The sequence below is a fragment of the Aquimarina mycalae genome, assembly GCF_029906345.1.
GTDB lineage: Bacteria > Bacteroidota > Bacteroidia > Flavobacteriales > Flavobacteriaceae > Aquimarina.
This window is the reverse complement of record NZ_JARYGY010000002.1, coordinates 400,171-416,075: the sequence shown is the minus strand read 5'-3', so window position 1 is coordinate 416,075 and position 15,905 is coordinate 400,171. Positions and strand designations below refer to the sequence as shown.

At 32.6% G+C, this 15,905-nt stretch carries 14 protein-coding genes; 3 read left to right on the top strand and 11 right to left on the bottom strand.

Going from position 1 to position 15,905, the window contains the following annotated elements; all coding sequences use genetic code 11:
* Position 1 precedes the first annotated feature (1 nt).
* Both QBK95_RS06490 and fabD read left to right on the top strand, forming a co-directional pair.
* Positions 2-853: a fructosamine kinase family protein gene (locus tag QBK95_RS06490; RefSeq protein WP_280931780.1), complete on the top strand. Its 852-nt coding sequence runs from the start codon at positions 2-4 to the stop codon at positions 851-853.
* Between the two features lie 138 nt (positions 854-991).
* The gene (fabD, locus tag QBK95_RS06485) at positions 992-1,873 is read left to right on the top strand and encodes an ACP S-malonyltransferase (RefSeq protein ID WP_280931778.1); all 882 of its coding nucleotides are present in this window, start codon (positions 992-994) and stop codon (positions 1,871-1,873) included.
* A gap of 78 nt (positions 1,874-1,951) precedes the next feature.
* Here the strand turns inward: fabD and QBK95_RS06480 are convergent, their stop codons facing one another.
* The 10 genes from QBK95_RS06480 to QBK95_RS06435 form a co-directional block, all read right to left on the bottom strand.
* Positions 1,952-2,845, bottom strand: a complete 894-nt coding sequence (locus tag QBK95_RS06480; RefSeq protein WP_280931775.1) for a haloalkane dehalogenase — start codon at positions 2,843-2,845, stop codon at positions 1,952-1,954.
* Between the two features lie 134 nt (positions 2,846-2,979).
* Positions 2,980-3,495, bottom strand: coding sequence for a hypothetical protein (locus tag QBK95_RS06475; protein WP_280931773.1), 516 nt, complete (start codon positions 3,493-3,495; stop codon positions 2,980-2,982).
* Positions 3,496-3,543: 48 nt separating this feature from the next.
* Entirely contained in the window at positions 3,544-4,491 is a 948-nt protein-coding gene (locus QBK95_RS06470) for an alpha/beta fold hydrolase (RefSeq protein WP_280931771.1), read from the bottom strand.
* Between the two features lie 106 nt (positions 4,492-4,597).
* Positions 4,598-5,095: a TlpA family protein disulfide reductase gene (locus QBK95_RS06465; RefSeq protein WP_280931769.1), complete on the bottom strand. Its 498-nt coding sequence runs from the start codon at positions 5,093-5,095 to the stop codon at positions 4,598-4,600.
* 64 nt (positions 5,096-5,159) lie between these two features.
* On the bottom strand, positions 5,160-6,434 hold the full coding sequence (locus QBK95_RS06460) for a metal-dependent hydrolase family protein (protein ID WP_280931767.1): 1,275 nt from the start codon (positions 6,432-6,434) through the stop codon (positions 5,160-5,162).
* 123 nt (positions 6,435-6,557) lie between these two features.
* Positions 6,558-7,529: an alpha/beta hydrolase family protein gene (locus QBK95_RS06455; RefSeq protein ID WP_280931765.1), complete on the bottom strand. Its 972-nt coding sequence runs from the start codon at positions 7,527-7,529 to the stop codon at positions 6,558-6,560.
* Positions 7,530-7,616: 87 nt separating this feature from the next.
* Complete coding sequence (locus QBK95_RS06450) at positions 7,617-9,221, bottom strand: DEAD/DEAH box helicase (protein WP_280931763.1); 1,605 nt, start codon at positions 9,219-9,221, stop codon at positions 7,617-7,619.
* A 113-nt stretch (positions 9,222-9,334) separates the two neighbouring features.
* Complete coding sequence (locus QBK95_RS06445; protein WP_280931761.1) at positions 9,335-10,519, bottom strand: hypothetical protein; 1,185 nt, start codon at positions 10,517-10,519, stop codon at positions 9,335-9,337.
* 100 nt (positions 10,520-10,619) lie between these two features.
* Positions 10,620-11,789 carry a DegT/DnrJ/EryC1/StrS family aminotransferase gene (locus QBK95_RS06440; RefSeq protein ID WP_280931759.1) on the bottom strand — a complete coding sequence of 390 codons (1,170 nt, stop codon included), beginning with the start codon at positions 11,787-11,789 and terminating at the stop codon, positions 10,620-10,622.
* Between the two features lie 141 nt (positions 11,790-11,930).
* Positions 11,931-13,739 (bottom strand): T9SS type A sorting domain-containing protein, encoded by a 1,809-nt coding sequence (locus tag QBK95_RS06435; protein WP_280931757.1) that lies wholly within the window; start codon positions 13,737-13,739, stop codon positions 11,931-11,933.
* Positions 13,740-13,949: 210 nt separating this feature from the next.
* Here QBK95_RS06435 and QBK95_RS06430 point away from each other — a divergent pair, with 210 nt between their 5' ends.
* On the top strand, positions 13,950-15,206 hold the full coding sequence (locus QBK95_RS06430) for a 3-deoxy-D-manno-octulosonic acid transferase (RefSeq protein WP_280931755.1): 1,257 nt from the start codon (positions 13,950-13,952) through the stop codon (positions 15,204-15,206).
* Here the strand turns inward: QBK95_RS06430 and QBK95_RS06425 are convergent.
* Positions 15,196-15,852, bottom strand: a complete 657-nt coding sequence (locus QBK95_RS06425; protein ID WP_280931753.1) for a DUF2461 domain-containing protein — start codon at positions 15,850-15,852, stop codon at positions 15,196-15,198. The genes QBK95_RS06430 and QBK95_RS06425 overlap by 11 nt on opposite strands.
* Positions 15,853-15,905 lie beyond the last annotated feature (53 nt).

Below are 15,905 nucleotides of genomic sequence, written 5' to 3'. Positions count from 1 at the left end.
CTTGCTGACAAAAAAACTCATACAGCGTGTAGAAAACCTTTTTTCTGAAAAGGTAATAACTACGAAACAGTTGTTGGGAGGCGATATTAATGATGTCTATTGTCTAGAAACCAATACTAGAAAAGCAGTAATCAAAATCAATACCTCTTTCAGGTTTCCAGGAATGTTTAAGGCAGAAGCACAAGGACTTGAAGTATTAAGAAAAGCAGATGCTTTTACGGTGCCAAAAGTATTACAATCTGGAATACATGATGAATATGCATTTTTGATACTCGAATATATCGCAAGTGAGAGAGATGCTGCTAATTTATGGAATGTGTTTGGGCGACAATTGGCAGTTTTACATAGCCGAAGCGCATCTTATTTCGGTTTTGAAAATGATAATTATATCGGGAGTTTACCACAATATAACACTAAACAGGATACTGCTTCAGAATTTTATATAGTACAAAGGTTAGAACCCCAGTTTAAACTTGCTATCGCAAATGGTTTTGTGTTCGAAAATTTGGATTCTTTTTACAAAACTATTGCTAAAGAAATTCCAAATGAACCATCTAGTTTAATACATGGTGATTTGTGGAATGGTAATTTTATAATTGATTGTAAAGGTAATCCTTGTCTCATAGATCCTGCAATATCTTATGCACCAAGAGAGATGGATATTGCAATGATGCATCTCTTTGGAGGCTTTGATCAGGAATTATTTAAAGTTTATAACGAAACTTTTCCACTTACAGAGTATTGGGAAGAAAGAATTCCTCTTTGGCAATTATACTATTTATTAGTCCATCTTAATTTATTTGGGAGTTCTTATTACAATCAAGTTACAAGTATTTTTAATCACTACAAATAAATAACATGTTATTCATCAGTTAATTAAGGTTGTGATTGTAATTGCGTAAAACTGAAAATCAATAAAATTCTATTGGCTATCTACTATCCACTATCAACTTTATACTTACTTTTGTCAAAATTTTAAAATACACAATACATGAACGCATATGTTTTTCCAGGTCAAGGGGCTCAGTTTTCAGGAATGGGACTGGATTTATATGAAAATTCAGAAATTGCTAAAGAACTTTTTCATAAGGCCAATGATATTTTAGGTTTTGAAATCACTAAAATTATGTTTGAGGGTACTGCGGATGAGTTAAAAGAAACCAAAGTAACGCAACCAGCAATATTTTTACACTCCGTAATTTTAAGCAAGGTATTAGGAGATAGTTTTAAACCAGATATGGTGGCAGGACATTCATTAGGTGAATTTTCTGCATTAGTAGCAAATGGCACATTGAATTTTGAAGATGCGCTTAGATTAGTATCTAAAAGAGCATTAGCAATGCAGCAAGCTTGTGAAATAAAACCTTCAACTATGGCAGCTGTGCTTGGGTTAGAAGATGAGGTAGTAGAGCAGGCTTGTAAAGAAATTGATGGGGTAGTAGTGGCTGCAAATTATAATTGTCCAGGTCAATTAGTAATCTCTGGAGAAGTAGAAGCAATTGAGAAAGCTTGCGAATTGATGAAAGAAAAAGGAGCTCGTAGAGCATTGGTATTACCAGTTGGAGGTGCTTTTCATTCACCATTAATGGAGCCAGCAAGAGAAGAACTAGCTGCAGCAATCGAAGCAACTACTTTTAATACGCCTAACTGTCCGATATATCAAAATGTAACTACCACTGCGGTTACTGATCCAGAAGAGATCAAAAAGAATTTGATAGCTCAATTAACAGCACCCGTAAAATGGACTCAAAGTGTGCAAAATATGATGAAAGATGGTGCGACATCGTTTACTGAGGTAGGCCCTGGAAAAGTATTATCAGGATTAGTAAAAAAAGTAGATCGATCTATGGAAACTATTTCTGCTTCGATATAGAATAGAAAAAATATAAAAAATTAAAACCTCGAAGTTATTAGACTTCGAGGTTTTTTTATGATCTATCTAGAATAGATGCTAGCAATCCTTTATTTTCAATTCATCTTTCATAAATTTAAGAATGTATTGTGCTATTTCTTCACCTTTTTCTTCTTGTAAAAAGTGCCCAGCATCTTTGATTTTAATTTTCTGTTGCTCTTTTGCAGTAGGGATTAATCGATAAAAGAATTTATCCAATCCGCCAAGAATTTTGTCTTTATCCGAAAATAAAACTAATGCAGGTTTATTCCACTTAGAAAGTACATCTCTGGCCTTCTGGATTGGTTTAACCGCTGGATCGTTTCTATCTGCTGGAACCAATAACGGAAAAGCAACAGCACCTCCTTTATGTTTTCTGTTTGGGTAAGGAGCATTGTATGCATCTAGAACTTCTTTTGATAGTTTTTGATAAGAACCTCGTTTAAGAATAGTGCTAATCGATAATGATGGATGATATTTTGCATACATTCTCCAGATCTTAAAAAAGAGCGACATCTTTTTACCTACTGGTAAAAAAGTGTTTAATACTACGACTCTTTTAAATTTTTCAGGATATTTTGCCAACAAACTTAATCCTAGCATACCACCCCAATCTTGTACGACCAAAGTAATATCGTTGAGATCTAATTTTTGAATAAAATGCTCTAAGGATCTAAAATGAAGATCAAAAGAATAATTTTTCCATCCTACGATTTTATCTGATTTACCAAACCCAATTAAATCTGGAGCAATAAATCGATAGTCTTTTAATGTGGGAATAAATTTTCGATAAAGATATGACCATGTAGGTTCTCCATGAAGGGCTAAGATTGTTTCACCTTTTCCTTCATCGATATAATGCATTCTAAGATTATCAAAATCAATGAAATTTTCTGTATAAGGAAAATCTTTGATAGTTTCGAAACGGCTAAGATCTGGTTTTAGAATTTGCATGTTATACGTTTTATTGGATGTTTCTAGCAATTATATCCTATTGGTCGTTCCAGATCTTATTTCCTGAATTTAAATCTTAAAAACGAAAGAGTTGTTAGTCGTTTTATACGAATAGCATGAACATTTTAAAGAGTTTAACGACCGCTGTTCTCTGATTTTTCTGCTTTAAATTGAGTTTCTAGATACACCTGCTTCCAGTTTCCGTCCACATAGTTTCCAACTTTAAAATTATAGGTGTGATCATCTACATATTCCCACATATCAGTAACTAGAGATTCTCCATATTGATATTGGTATATGAGATTTTTTCCATCTACCTGCACTGTGCCTTCAGTAACACCTCCAAAAACATCAAATTCCCAGAATTTGATCGTTTTAGTTTCTGTGTCAAATTTTCTGATACCATGATTACGCCAACCATATTGCGATTGTTTTTTATCGGTAAACCCTTTAGATTTTGCAATAATTAAGGTGTTGTTTAAATCAAAAGCGAAAATAGTTTCTTGTTTAAAGATAGTCCCATCTCCCCATTTAGCTTCTGCTTTCCATTCTTTACCAATAAGATTTTTAAATATTGAGAGATCAGTTTCCTGACTCCAGGAAGAGATCGAAATGATTGCCAGTAGGATAAAAATTTTAATTGTTTTCATATAATATTTCAAAAAGAGGGTTTTATTTATAGTTTGACTCTTGCTTATTTAGGGTCGAAATTGATTTGACATTTTACGATGAATCACCTCAATCAAATCATTTGATTTGTCGAATTGGATATAATGCCCTGTGTTATCCAAGATTATTAGTTCTGAATTAAGTACTTCTGAATGGAATTTTTCACAATCTTTCCTTAAAGTGTTTATAGAGTCTTTAGCTGTTATAATAGTGATATCGGATACTATATTTTTATATTTATGTGAAATTAAATTCAAATCATCTTGATAATTAATAGATTCCATAGATTTTGTATAAATCACTTTAGGTTGAGACCACATTCTCTGCCTTTCTTTAACTAATTCTTGAATCTTTTCTTCTTTAATAGATTTAAATATGGGTGTGACACCATCTCTTATTTGACTATTTGCAATAGTGTATGAGGATGCCAGTGCTATTCCTTTTCCTATAACTGGAGTCGAAATTAACTTATAGATCCCTCTTGAACGGGATTTGTATAATGGAGAATCAAGGATGATATATTTTAATTCTTTTAGATCGGAATGGACTGCCATATATGCAGCTGTGGAGCCTCCATAAGAATGTCCAACGATCAAGGGATCTTTTAATCCTAATTGTTCGATCAGGCGCTCGACCAAAATAGCATTGTCTTTTATATGATACGTATATTCGTTTGAAGAACTAAAACCATGCCCTGCTCTGTCGAAAGTAGTTACTCTATAGGTTTTCGCCAGAGCATCTACAATACTATTCCAATCTTCAATAGAGCCAGGACTACCGTGAATTAGTAATATGTCTTTTCCATTTCCTTTTTGCGAAATTCTAATTTTTTCATTTTCGATGTTCACAAAAATGTTTTCAGAACTTTCAGTAATTGATAAGTTTCCAAGGTTGGTATAACCAAGTAAGGTTATTATAAAAAAGAATATAGCTAACCCTAAAACACAGTATTTAATTATTTTCTTGGTGTTATTCATTCTTTCCGATATTAATCAATATTTTCTGAATGTAGTTTTTATACTATAAATATTATGGATAAGGTACCAAGATCTTTTTATAGTGCTTAAAAATCTTGTTTTACAGTTAATTATCCGATAATAATCTATCAATCTCTTCAAAGGAATAGTTGCCTATTAGGTTTCCTTCTGGCGAAATTAGAAATTTAGCAGGAATTTCTGAAACTCCATATTTTCTTGCTATATCCGAAAGCATCACAAATCTATTCTGACTAACAATTTGATTTTTCCAAGTATATCCATATTTCGAAACCACTTTTTTCCAGGAATCCTTATTTTTTTCTAGTGCTACCGTAACAATGGTTAATTGATCCGCGTGTTTTTGATGTAACGCCACTAATTCTGGACTTTCTTTAATACAAGGAGGACACCAGGAGCCCCAAAAATCCAATAGCACATATTTGCCTTGTAGATTGGATAGCTTAAAAGGTGTTCCATCCACTAATGTGGTTTCAAAATCAGGAGCTGGATCACCTTCATTCGCAGCTGCCCATTTAGTATAGACATAAAATAACCCAAATAGTACAATAGCACTAACAAAGATATATTGCAGAATCTTTTTCATTGATACGGTCTTTTTACCACCTAACTATTTTTGGGTAACATCACTAGTGTATTAAAATAATATATTATTGTTTGTATATTTTACCTTCTTTCATTACAAACACAACATTTTCCATGGTTTCAATCTTCTGAGTCGGATCATCATTTACCGCAACAATATCTGCTAAGAAACCGCTAGCGATTTGTCCTAATTGATTTTGCATATTCAAGATTTTGGCATTTGTAGTTGTAGCACTTTGTATAGCTTCTATAGCTGGCATTCCGCCTTCTACCATATAACCAAATTCTTTTGCGTTTTGCCCATGTTTAAAAACTCCAGCATCTGTACCAAAAGCAATGCCGACCCCTTTTTTATAAGCTTTGCTAAATGTATTTTGAATTTTAGGGCCAATTTCTAATGCTTTCGGAACTATAATCGCTGGGTAGTAACCATCTATTTTGGCTTTGCCAGTTACTTCTTTTCCGGCTGTAATAGTCGGGACTAAATATGAATCATATTGTTTCATAAGATCCATTGTTTTTTCACTCATTAAGGTTCCGTGTTCGATAGTTTTTACACCACCCATTACTGCACGTTGCATACCTTCATCGCCATGAGCATGTGCAGCTACATGAAAGCCATAGTCTTTTGCAGTTTCACAGATTGCTTTTATTTCTTCTATAGTAAATTGAGGATTTGAACTACTTTTAGCTACGCTCAAAACACCACCTGTTGCTGTAATTTTTATGAGATCAGCTCCATTTTTATAACGTTGTCTTACTGCTTTTTTTGCGTCTTCGACACTGTTTACAACACCTTCTTTTGGTCCTGGATCTCCAACTAAGGATTTTTTACTTCCATTTGTTGGATCTGCATGACCTCCTGTTGTAGCTAGTGATTTACCAGCTGTAAAAATTCTAGGGCCATCAATTTTTCCTTGTGCAATAGCTTTTTTTAATGCGATATTTACGCCGCTTCCTCCAAGATCTCGTACAGTTGTAAATCCTGCCATTAGTGTTGTTTTGGCAAATCCCACGGAGTTATATGCTACATCGGCTTCATTGTTTGTGTAACGTTCTAAATATGCTTTTGGATTAGATTCATTTTCGATATGTACATGCATGTCGATAAGTCCAGGCATAACCGTTTTATCTTTAAGATCTATTGTAATATCACCTTTTTTTCCAGAAGTATACCCACTTTCTACTTTGCTGATTTTGTTTCCAGAAACAACGATTGTTTTTTCGGTAAGAACTGTACCAGATTTGGTGTCAATTAATTTTCCACAATGTAAATAAGTATCTTGAGCAAGAAGTGTAGTGCTAATTAGAGCAAAAAGTAATGTGTAAAGAAATTTCATGAGTTTGTGAATTGATATAAGTAAATCGAGTAATAAATATACAAAAGCAACAATTTAGAATAAATTGTTGTGATATAAAGCTAGATTATGATTTCTTTTAGAAATATAGGTAGGCTGTGTTGTTTATCTTCCGTGAAATTCCATGTTTGGTAAGGTAGCAGAGCCTTTAAGGTATTTATTAAACCAATCCAATACGTCTTGATCTCTTTCTTTTCTAAATTGACTTATACCATGATTAGCACCTTCAAAGATCTTTAGTCTATAAGGGATTCTATGTTTTTCAAATTCTAAAGCCAATCTTAATGAATTAGTAGATTTTACTCTCCAATCCGAGTTGCCGTGTAATAGTAAAATAGGGACGTTTGGAGAGAATTTATCGGCCCATAATATAGCGGACCTCTTTTTTAATTCTTCATCTTTATTTTGATAGTAATCAGGAATCAATTCAGCATACACTCTCTTTTCCATTTGAGGTCTATCAATTGTTCTTAAGTCAGATCGTGCACCTCCAACAACAGCTGCTTTTATATTGTTCATCTTTGTTAATGCAATATATGTCATCATTCCACCGCGACTCCAACCATACATTCCGATACGTTTGGTATCCGCTTTGGGTAGTTCATGAACAACTTTGTTGAGATTTAGAATATCATTTACATCTTTCCCTCCAAATTCTTCCATTCCTTCACTATTGCCAGAACCTCGATAATTACACCCTATAACAATATACCCTTCATTTGCTAATTTAGAGAATATATGTGCTATAGGTAATTTTTGGTGACCACCAAATAATTGGATTGCTCCAAAATCTCGATTTCCACCTCTATTATATATAATAACTGGATATTTTCCTTCTTTTTTTGGGATCGCAGCAAATGATTGGATTTTTAGTCCATCGCTTAGATATGTTATTTCATACATTGTTACGTTTTCCAAAAAATGAAACTTATCAATAAACGTTGTTTTTTTATTGTCAGTAAATAGGTCAGGGAACTCTTGCCAATTTATTTCCTTTTTTTTAATGATGATTGATTCTTGAGATGTACAGGAAAAAAGATTTATGACTATAAAAATTATTACTAAAAAGTGTTTCATTTTTTCTTTAATGACGGTTTATAATTTTAGATATTACAGTACGATGTTTAGTATTTGTATAATCGTTTAGGGTGAAAGTGAACAATGTTATTTTAATAATTCTGCCAGATCATTTTCTACATAATCAGGAATTGTATCAATGGCTATGATTTCATCAGATAAGTTCTTTTTTCTTTCCTGTAACTTTAATATCTTTTCTTCAATAGTGTTTTTTGTGATAAATCGGGTAACTAGAACATTGTTTTCTTGTCCAATACGATGCGAACGAGCAATAGCTTGTTTTTCTATAAAAGGGTTCCACCAAGGATCTAGTAATACAACGTAGGAAGCTTTGGTGAGATTAAGACCTACTCCTCCTGCTTTTAATGAAATAAAGAATAAAGAAATTGCATCGTTGCTCTGAAATTCGTTGACCACTTTTTCTCGGTCAGAGTTTTTTGTTTGCCCTGTAAGACTTACAAAAGAAATATTTTGAGATGTGCACCATTCCTGATATAGATCAAGGTGAGATACAAAAGAGCTAAATATTAATACTTTTTTGTTAGACCTAACCAAGGTTTCTAAATGTGAGGTAACATCTATAAATTTACCAGAAATATCTTCTGTCGAAGTATGTAGTAATTTAGGATGATTGGCCAATTGGCGTAGTTTGGTTAAGGTGTTGATAATATGTATCTTATTGGTAGAAATAGGGTCGATACCCAATAATAAATTTCTGGCAGCAGATTTCTGAGATTCGTATTCTTTCTCTTGTGCTGTTAACATCTCTGTGTAGACAATTTGTTCAGTTAAGGCTGGTAAATCTTTAGCTACTTGTTCTTTGGTTCTTCTTAGGATAAATGGCTCTATTAAGGTTTTTAGTTCTTTAATACGTTCTTCATTTTGATGTTTTTCAATAGGGATTTTAAAATGATCCTTAAAAAATGGATAGCTTCCTAGCATTCCTGGATTGATAAACTCCATCTGCGACCATAGATCAGTCAACGAATTTTCAATAGGAGTACCGCTTAATGAGATTTTGTGTTTTGAGTGTATCGCATTGATTGCTTTGAATATTTTAGATTCTTTATTCTTAATTTGCTGGCTTTCATCGGTTATTAAATATGTAAACTCTGTTTTTTGCAATTGTGAAATATCCTTGGATAATGTGGTGTATGTCGTAAGGATAATATCATATGTTTCTAGATAAGGTACTATGTTTTTACGATCGGACCCTATGTATTTTGTGATTGTGAGTTGAGGAGCGAATTTTAATATTTCCTGTGCCCAGTTAAATATTAAAGAAGATGGTAGTACGATTAATGCCTTGAGATAGGTTTTTATTTCTAAAGGATCACTAAACAAGTCCAATCGAATTGTTTTTGTTTCCTGAGGTTCTGGAGTAAGTTGTTCTTTAGTGTGCACTAAAGTAGCGATGGTTTGCAAGGTTTTACCTAACCCCATATCATCAGCAAGACAAGCGCCTAATTGATTTTGTTGGTGTTGTATGAGCCATTTTACACCTTCTTCCTGATAAGGCCTTAATGTGGCTTTTAGCTGAGAAGAAGGTTGGTATTCAAAATCAATATTTTCTGTAATCTCTAACGCTTCTGGAGGGATAATATCCCTAAGTAAGGTGTAATTACCTTTGTTTACTTGTATACTGTCCTCTTTTATTTTTCCGAAATCCGCTAATTTTTTAAAACGAGTCATCCACTCTAAAGGGATAATAAATACAGAATGATCGTCAATCTGAAAAAAACGATTGTTTTGTTTTATGTACTTAACAAATTTAGAAAACGGAATTTCTTGATTTCCAATATGAACTATTCCTTTGACATCGAACCAGTCATTTTTTTTTTGTTTTGGATTTCGATTTGATGCGCATCAAGGTTTACGGTTCTATTATCAAGGTCAGGAAGGGTGATCTCAAAGCCTTCTTTTTCTAACTGTGCATGATGTTGTTGTACCCAATTAAAAATTGCTAAAGGATCCTCTAAGTTTTCAGTTTCTAATAAAAGATTATTGTTAATGACTAAGCTTTTAGATTCTAATAACGCAATAATTTGCTTTTCTGCTTCAGGATCTCTTTTGATCTGAGTAATTTGAATTTCTTCGCTTTCGCCAAAATGTACATCTGATGATGTTGTTTTCGAACTATTATAATCAAATACAGATTGATCATATTTAAAAACCACTTTTACAACATAGTTCTCTTTTATAAAGTCTTGAATAACTTCTATTCCATAAGATGCTATGGTTTTATTAATAACAATCTCAAAACCATTAGCAATCACATCTACATTTTTAATAACAGGAATAATTACCTTATCAAGGTAGGTTTTGATATGTTTCTTAGCAATAGTAATTTTTTCTTTACTAAAAAATGGTTTAAGTTTATTAGCATTAAGGTTATTAATGTGGAAAATGTATTTATCTACAACAATCCAGGAAGGTTCATTAAGCAATATTTGAATGCTATGATTTTGAGGAACTATAGATTTATCTCCATCCTTTAAAGAGAAAGAATAATCAATGCCTTCATCGGTTTTTGTGAATTCTAATATTGGATTAAGGATACTATCACCAATTGATAATCTATGAACCTCAAAAGGATCTTTTCTTTGCGCATTATGTATAACAGCATATTTGTTTTCTATTACTAGCGCATAAAAAACGGATAATTTTTTATTAATATAATCCAGGATTACTTCCTTAATTTTTGGTTCTTTTAAAATTTCTGCTAAACCAAAAGTCTTTCTTTTTTTTGCTGGTCGGAACTGCTGTTCTAATACAGCAATTTTTAAACTCGAACATATTTCTAACAATTGCTCGTGTGAAGTTTCCAGATATGGTATTCCAAAACTTTCTAAAGTTCCTGGAGTTGCTTGTTTTTCTACATAACCAAGACTTCCATTGGTTACAGGTACAATATATGCTTCTGGTAAAGGGGGAATTCCAGGAATATTATTATGATCTACTAGATTATAACAAATGCAAAGTGAATCCATTATAGGCGTTTATTTGTTGTATTATAGTTAATTAAACTAAGGGGTGTAATTATAATATTTGTATATGATTAGCTAATGATTGCTAACTCATTTTTTTAATTTATTTTGAAACAAAATCAATAACTGTTTTGGTAATGAAATTAATTTGTTCCTCATCTAATTCTGTATGCATTGGTAAAGAAATAACCTCCTTTACTAATTGATTAGTGATCACAAAATCATCTTCATTATATCTTTCATCTCGATATGCTTTTTGATTATGTAGAGGTATTGGGTAATATACTCCACAAGGAATACCAACCTCGTTAAGATGTTTTACAAGAGCATCTCGATCTGCATTGACGATTCGTAAAGTGTATTGATGAAATACGTGACAATTGCAGGTTTCACAAATTACATTTTCACTAGTCCCACAATTATTTCCTTTTACTTTTGGGGTGATAATATTTGCAATACCCTCAAAAGCTTTATTGTATTTTGTAGCAGCAGTTCTTCGGGCATTATTATAGCTGTCGAGATTAGGTAATTTAGCTCTAAGTACTGTAGCTTGAATAGAATCTAATCTAGAATTTACTCCAACAACATCGTGGTGATATCTCTTATACATTCCATGATTTACGATACCACGAATCGTATGTGCCAGATCATCATCATTGGTAAAAATTGCTCCTCCATCACCATAACATCCTAAATTTTTAGATGGAAAAAATGATGTAGAAGATACGTGTCCTATGGTTCCAGTTTTTGCAGTTTTTCCAGTATTGAACTTATACGTAGCACCAATACCTTGTGCATTATCTTCTATTACATATAAATTATGTTCGTTAGCAATCTCCATAATTTCATCCATATTCGCAGCAAGTCCAAACAAATGAACAGGCACAATAGCTTTGGTATTTGGAGTGATAGCTTTACGAATAGCTTCAGGATCTATATTAAAAGAATCAAGTTCTACATCAACCAGAACAGGAGTGAGTTGTAATAGTGCAATTACCTCTACAGTAGCAGCAAATGTAAAATCTGCAGTGATTACTTCATCACCAGGTTTTAGACCTAATCCCATCATTGCTATTTGTAATGCATCAGTTCCATTAGCACAAGGGATTACATGTTTTACATCAAGGTATTCTTCTAATTCTTTTTGAAAACTATGTACTTCTGGACCATTTATAAAGGCAGCAGAATCTATAACTTCTAGAATAGATGCATCCACACGTTCTTTTATTTGTTGATATTGACCCTTTAAGTCAACCATTTGAATCTTCTTCATAGGATGTGTTTTGTAACCCGACGAAAGTACAAAATAATGATGCGATTGGCAATTTGATGCATAGTTTTGATCGATTTTTTATTAACGATTCCTGTGAAAATAATACCATATAGACAAAAGCTTTTCTTTCAGGTATTTATATTATTCTTTTACAAATTTTATGGTTTCTGTATTGTTAACTTGCAAAAGGTAGATACCTCCAGAGAGTGTTTGTAGTTCTTTTGAGACATCATATTGCGAATTTTGATTCGCTGATATGGTGAAATCTTTGATTTTTTTTCCGGTAATATCATACAACTGGATGAATATCTGATCTGATACTCGATATCGATCTAAAGATAAAATAGCTGTGTTTTTGACTGAATTAGGAGTAATCTTAATGGATTTTTCAGAATGATTAATTAAATCTTGATCCTTTGTGATATCAAGTTTTTTTTGAACATCACCAACTACAAACCCAGAAATAATACTTCTTTTGAAGTTGCCTTTACTTTCAGAATTTAAAAATAAACTGTAAACACCTTCTTCCAAGTTTTTAGTATCAAAATAAAAACTACCATTGATATTGTTAAAAGTAATAATGTCGGGCTCGTTTTGCAATGGAGTTCCATCTATAGCTGAGGTTTTAGTAATTACACCACGAACTTCTGTATTTTCTATTAAAGAAGCATGTTTTTTATCAGAATGAATGTCAACTTTTAGCGCTGGATGGTTATTTTTTATCTGATGTTCTAAAGACATTGTGATTCCGTTATTTTGCTTTATAAAAGCAGCAAAACGTGTTTCACTTTTTAGGTGCATATTATTTTCAGAAAATGGAATAATTGTTTTGTGTTCCTGTTCAGCATAGCTTTTTTTCGAACTTATTTTTTTTAGATCCTGATCAAAAATTTGAAATGATGCTGTTGGGTTTTCATGAATGATTTCTGCAACGGCAAATGTCGAGTTTTTGTCAAGTAGTATGCGATCATACTCGTTTTCCGAATGTATGATGTAATAATTACTTTTGGTAGTAAAACTTACTGGATTTTCAGTTTTGATTGTTTCATTACTTTTCTGGGATCGATTTTCAATGTAAGGTTTTATATATCGCCAGCTAAATTGTCCCAAACTAACATCGATATGATCAAAAATTGCTCGAAAATCATTTTTTCTGAAGACATAATCAGCTCCTGGTCTTAGCGTACTTCTATAAGGAGCAACTCCGTCATTAGCACCTTGAACGGGAAGTAAAATTCCGCCAGTAACTGTAAACGCCGCTCTGGCAAGAAGATTAGATCCATTAAGGAATCCTGATGCTCCTAATACCACGAATTTTTCAGGTTCGTTATTCGCATTATTATCTAAATATGGACGTACTACATCTCTACAATAATATGTGGTTGAGGTTCTGGCTCCTTCATTGAGTCCTGTAAGGCGCCAAGCCCAGTTTAACCATGGCATTTGAGAAATATCGGCCAGATAGGTTCCCCAGAATGGAGTGCCAAGAGCAAAAACCTGAGAGACCTTATTTTTTTTACCATACTGAATCATAGCGGCTTCTGCAGCTTTCCCTCCATTGCTATGCGCTACAATATATACATCAGGAACGTTATATCTTGCGGTGATAATATCGATAGATTCTGCAAGCAACTCTCCATTAATCCAAATCCCACCACCTCGCGTAGTTGCAACAAATACAGCCTGATATCCTTCATCATACGTTTTTTGATAAAATGAATTGTCAAACAAAAACTGAGTCTGATTAAGATCAATATATCCGTGGTTAAACAGAATTACTTTTCCATTGTAGTTTGGAGGCGTAACACCATAATGAATCGTTGATTTAAGAAGTGGACCAATAAAGAATGGATTTAATTTATCAGGTTTAGGGAGTTGCACTTCTGCAAAATTCTGAGCACATACTATTGCACAGGAAAATAATGCAATTAGAGTAAATTTTAATTTCATGAGATTTGAGTTTGTGTGATATTAGGTGTTAATTTAAGAATTTTATTGAATTAATTTTGTTAAAAATGTAAAAATTCAAATGTTTTTTTGTTAAAATGGTATTTAAGCTGAGTTTTTGCTAATTTGAAGCTATGTTTTTTTGTAATGAATGTTTCACTGTTTTTTTAGAGAAAGAACTGTATTTTAGCAACTCGTAAAACATTACTTCTTTTGGGTTTTTTATATAATTTCTTTATCTCGATATTTAATGCATTACTTCCTGCAATTGGACTGTTAAGTCCGAAACTAAAACTGTTTGTAGACGGAAGAAAAGAAGTTTTTAAAATTTTAAAAACAAACATTAGTGATAATGATCAGGTAATATGGTTCCATTGTGCATCTTTAGGGGAGTATGAACAAGGAGTTCCTGTAATGGAAGGGTTAAAGAAAAAATATCCTGATTATATATTATTGGTTACTTTTTTCTCTCCATCTGGATATGAGGTAAAAAAGAATAGTACACTTGCAGACATTATTGTATATCTTCCTATAGATACCATAAAAAATGCAAATAATTTTGTAACACTAGTACAACCAAAACTTACAGTTTTTGTAAAATATGAGTTCTGGCCGAATTACTTAAAGACATTACAAAGAAATGCGGTTCCCATCACTATTATATCAGCGTCATTTAGAGAAGATCAAACTTTTTTTAAATGGTATGGTGGTTTTATGCGGAGTGCTTTAAAAACGGTTAATCATTTTTTTGTTCAGGATACCATTTCAGAACAATTATTAGATAAGATAGGTTTTACGAATGTATCCGTAAGTGGCGATACTCGTTTTGATAGAGTATCACATCAGATCGAAATGAATAATCAAGTTGATTTTATTTCAGAATTTATCGATGATAGGCTATGTGTTGTAATTGGTAGTTCGTGGTCAGAGGATGAAGAGGTGTTTGTAGATTATGTGAATCAGTCAACAGAAGAAGTATGTTTCATTATAGCTCCACACGAAATAAAAGATACAGGTGTAGATAGGTTGAGGCAAAAAATAGCAAAAAAGACGGTTCTTTTTTCTGAAAAGGATGGCAAGAGTTTGAAAGATCACCAAGTATTTATTATGAATACCATTGGTTATTTATCACGTGTCTATAGTTATGGTGATATTGCATATGTTGGCGGTGCAATGGGAACATCAGGATTACATAATATTCTAGAACCCGCGACATTTGGGATCCCGATTATTATCGGTAAGCATTTTGAAAAATTTAGAGAGGCAAGACAATTACAGAAGTTAGCAGGGTTATTTTCGATTTCTAATGCTTCAGAGTTTTCTGCGATAATGAATAAGTTGATAGATAATAAAAATTTTAGGCAGCAGACAGGTATGATTGCAGGTCATTTTATCAATAGCAATACTGGCGCTACCGATATGATTTTAAAACATTTGATACAAGAGGTAGATGATACACTTAAACAGTAACTGCTTCATTTAGATATCTTCTAAAAGGGAGCATTTCTTTATACACTTCGATTACCTTTTCATTAAAGTCTTCTTGTAAAATTTCTTCTTTAGTAAGAGGATGAATAACTGCCAATGTTTTATACCGTAATAAATCGATATGCTTGTGATCTATTGTGTATCCCTTAGGTGCTTTTTTTAAAGATTCACCATCATCATATAATTCACCAAATGTGTTTCGAAAACTTTTTTTGTGTATAATCTTATTTAATTCTTCACCATTATAATCTATTGCTTCTCTGATACTATGTATTAGCTTGGTGTCTGGTTTCCAATAACCGCCAGCCAGTTCACAATCATTAATGCCTATCTGGATATAAAAATCCCCTTGCTTAGATCGCTGATCTAATCCAGCAGCAAAATGATCCTTATATACAGGTTTATTGGGATGAAAAAGCAAATTGTTATTAATGCGATTAATACCTTTTTTTCCTGGAGTTGGGTAATAATTAGGGTCGATTTTAGCAAACTCGGTATCTAATTCATCTAACCATTGTATGAAAGAATTACGAACCTGATGATACCATTTGCGATTAGCATCCATCCATTCTTTGTTATTGTTCTGTTGTAATTCTGAAAGAAATTGAAATAAATTACTGAAATTCATTCTGTTAAAAAAATTAAGATTTTTTGTGAAAACATTACCAAGGTAATAGAAAT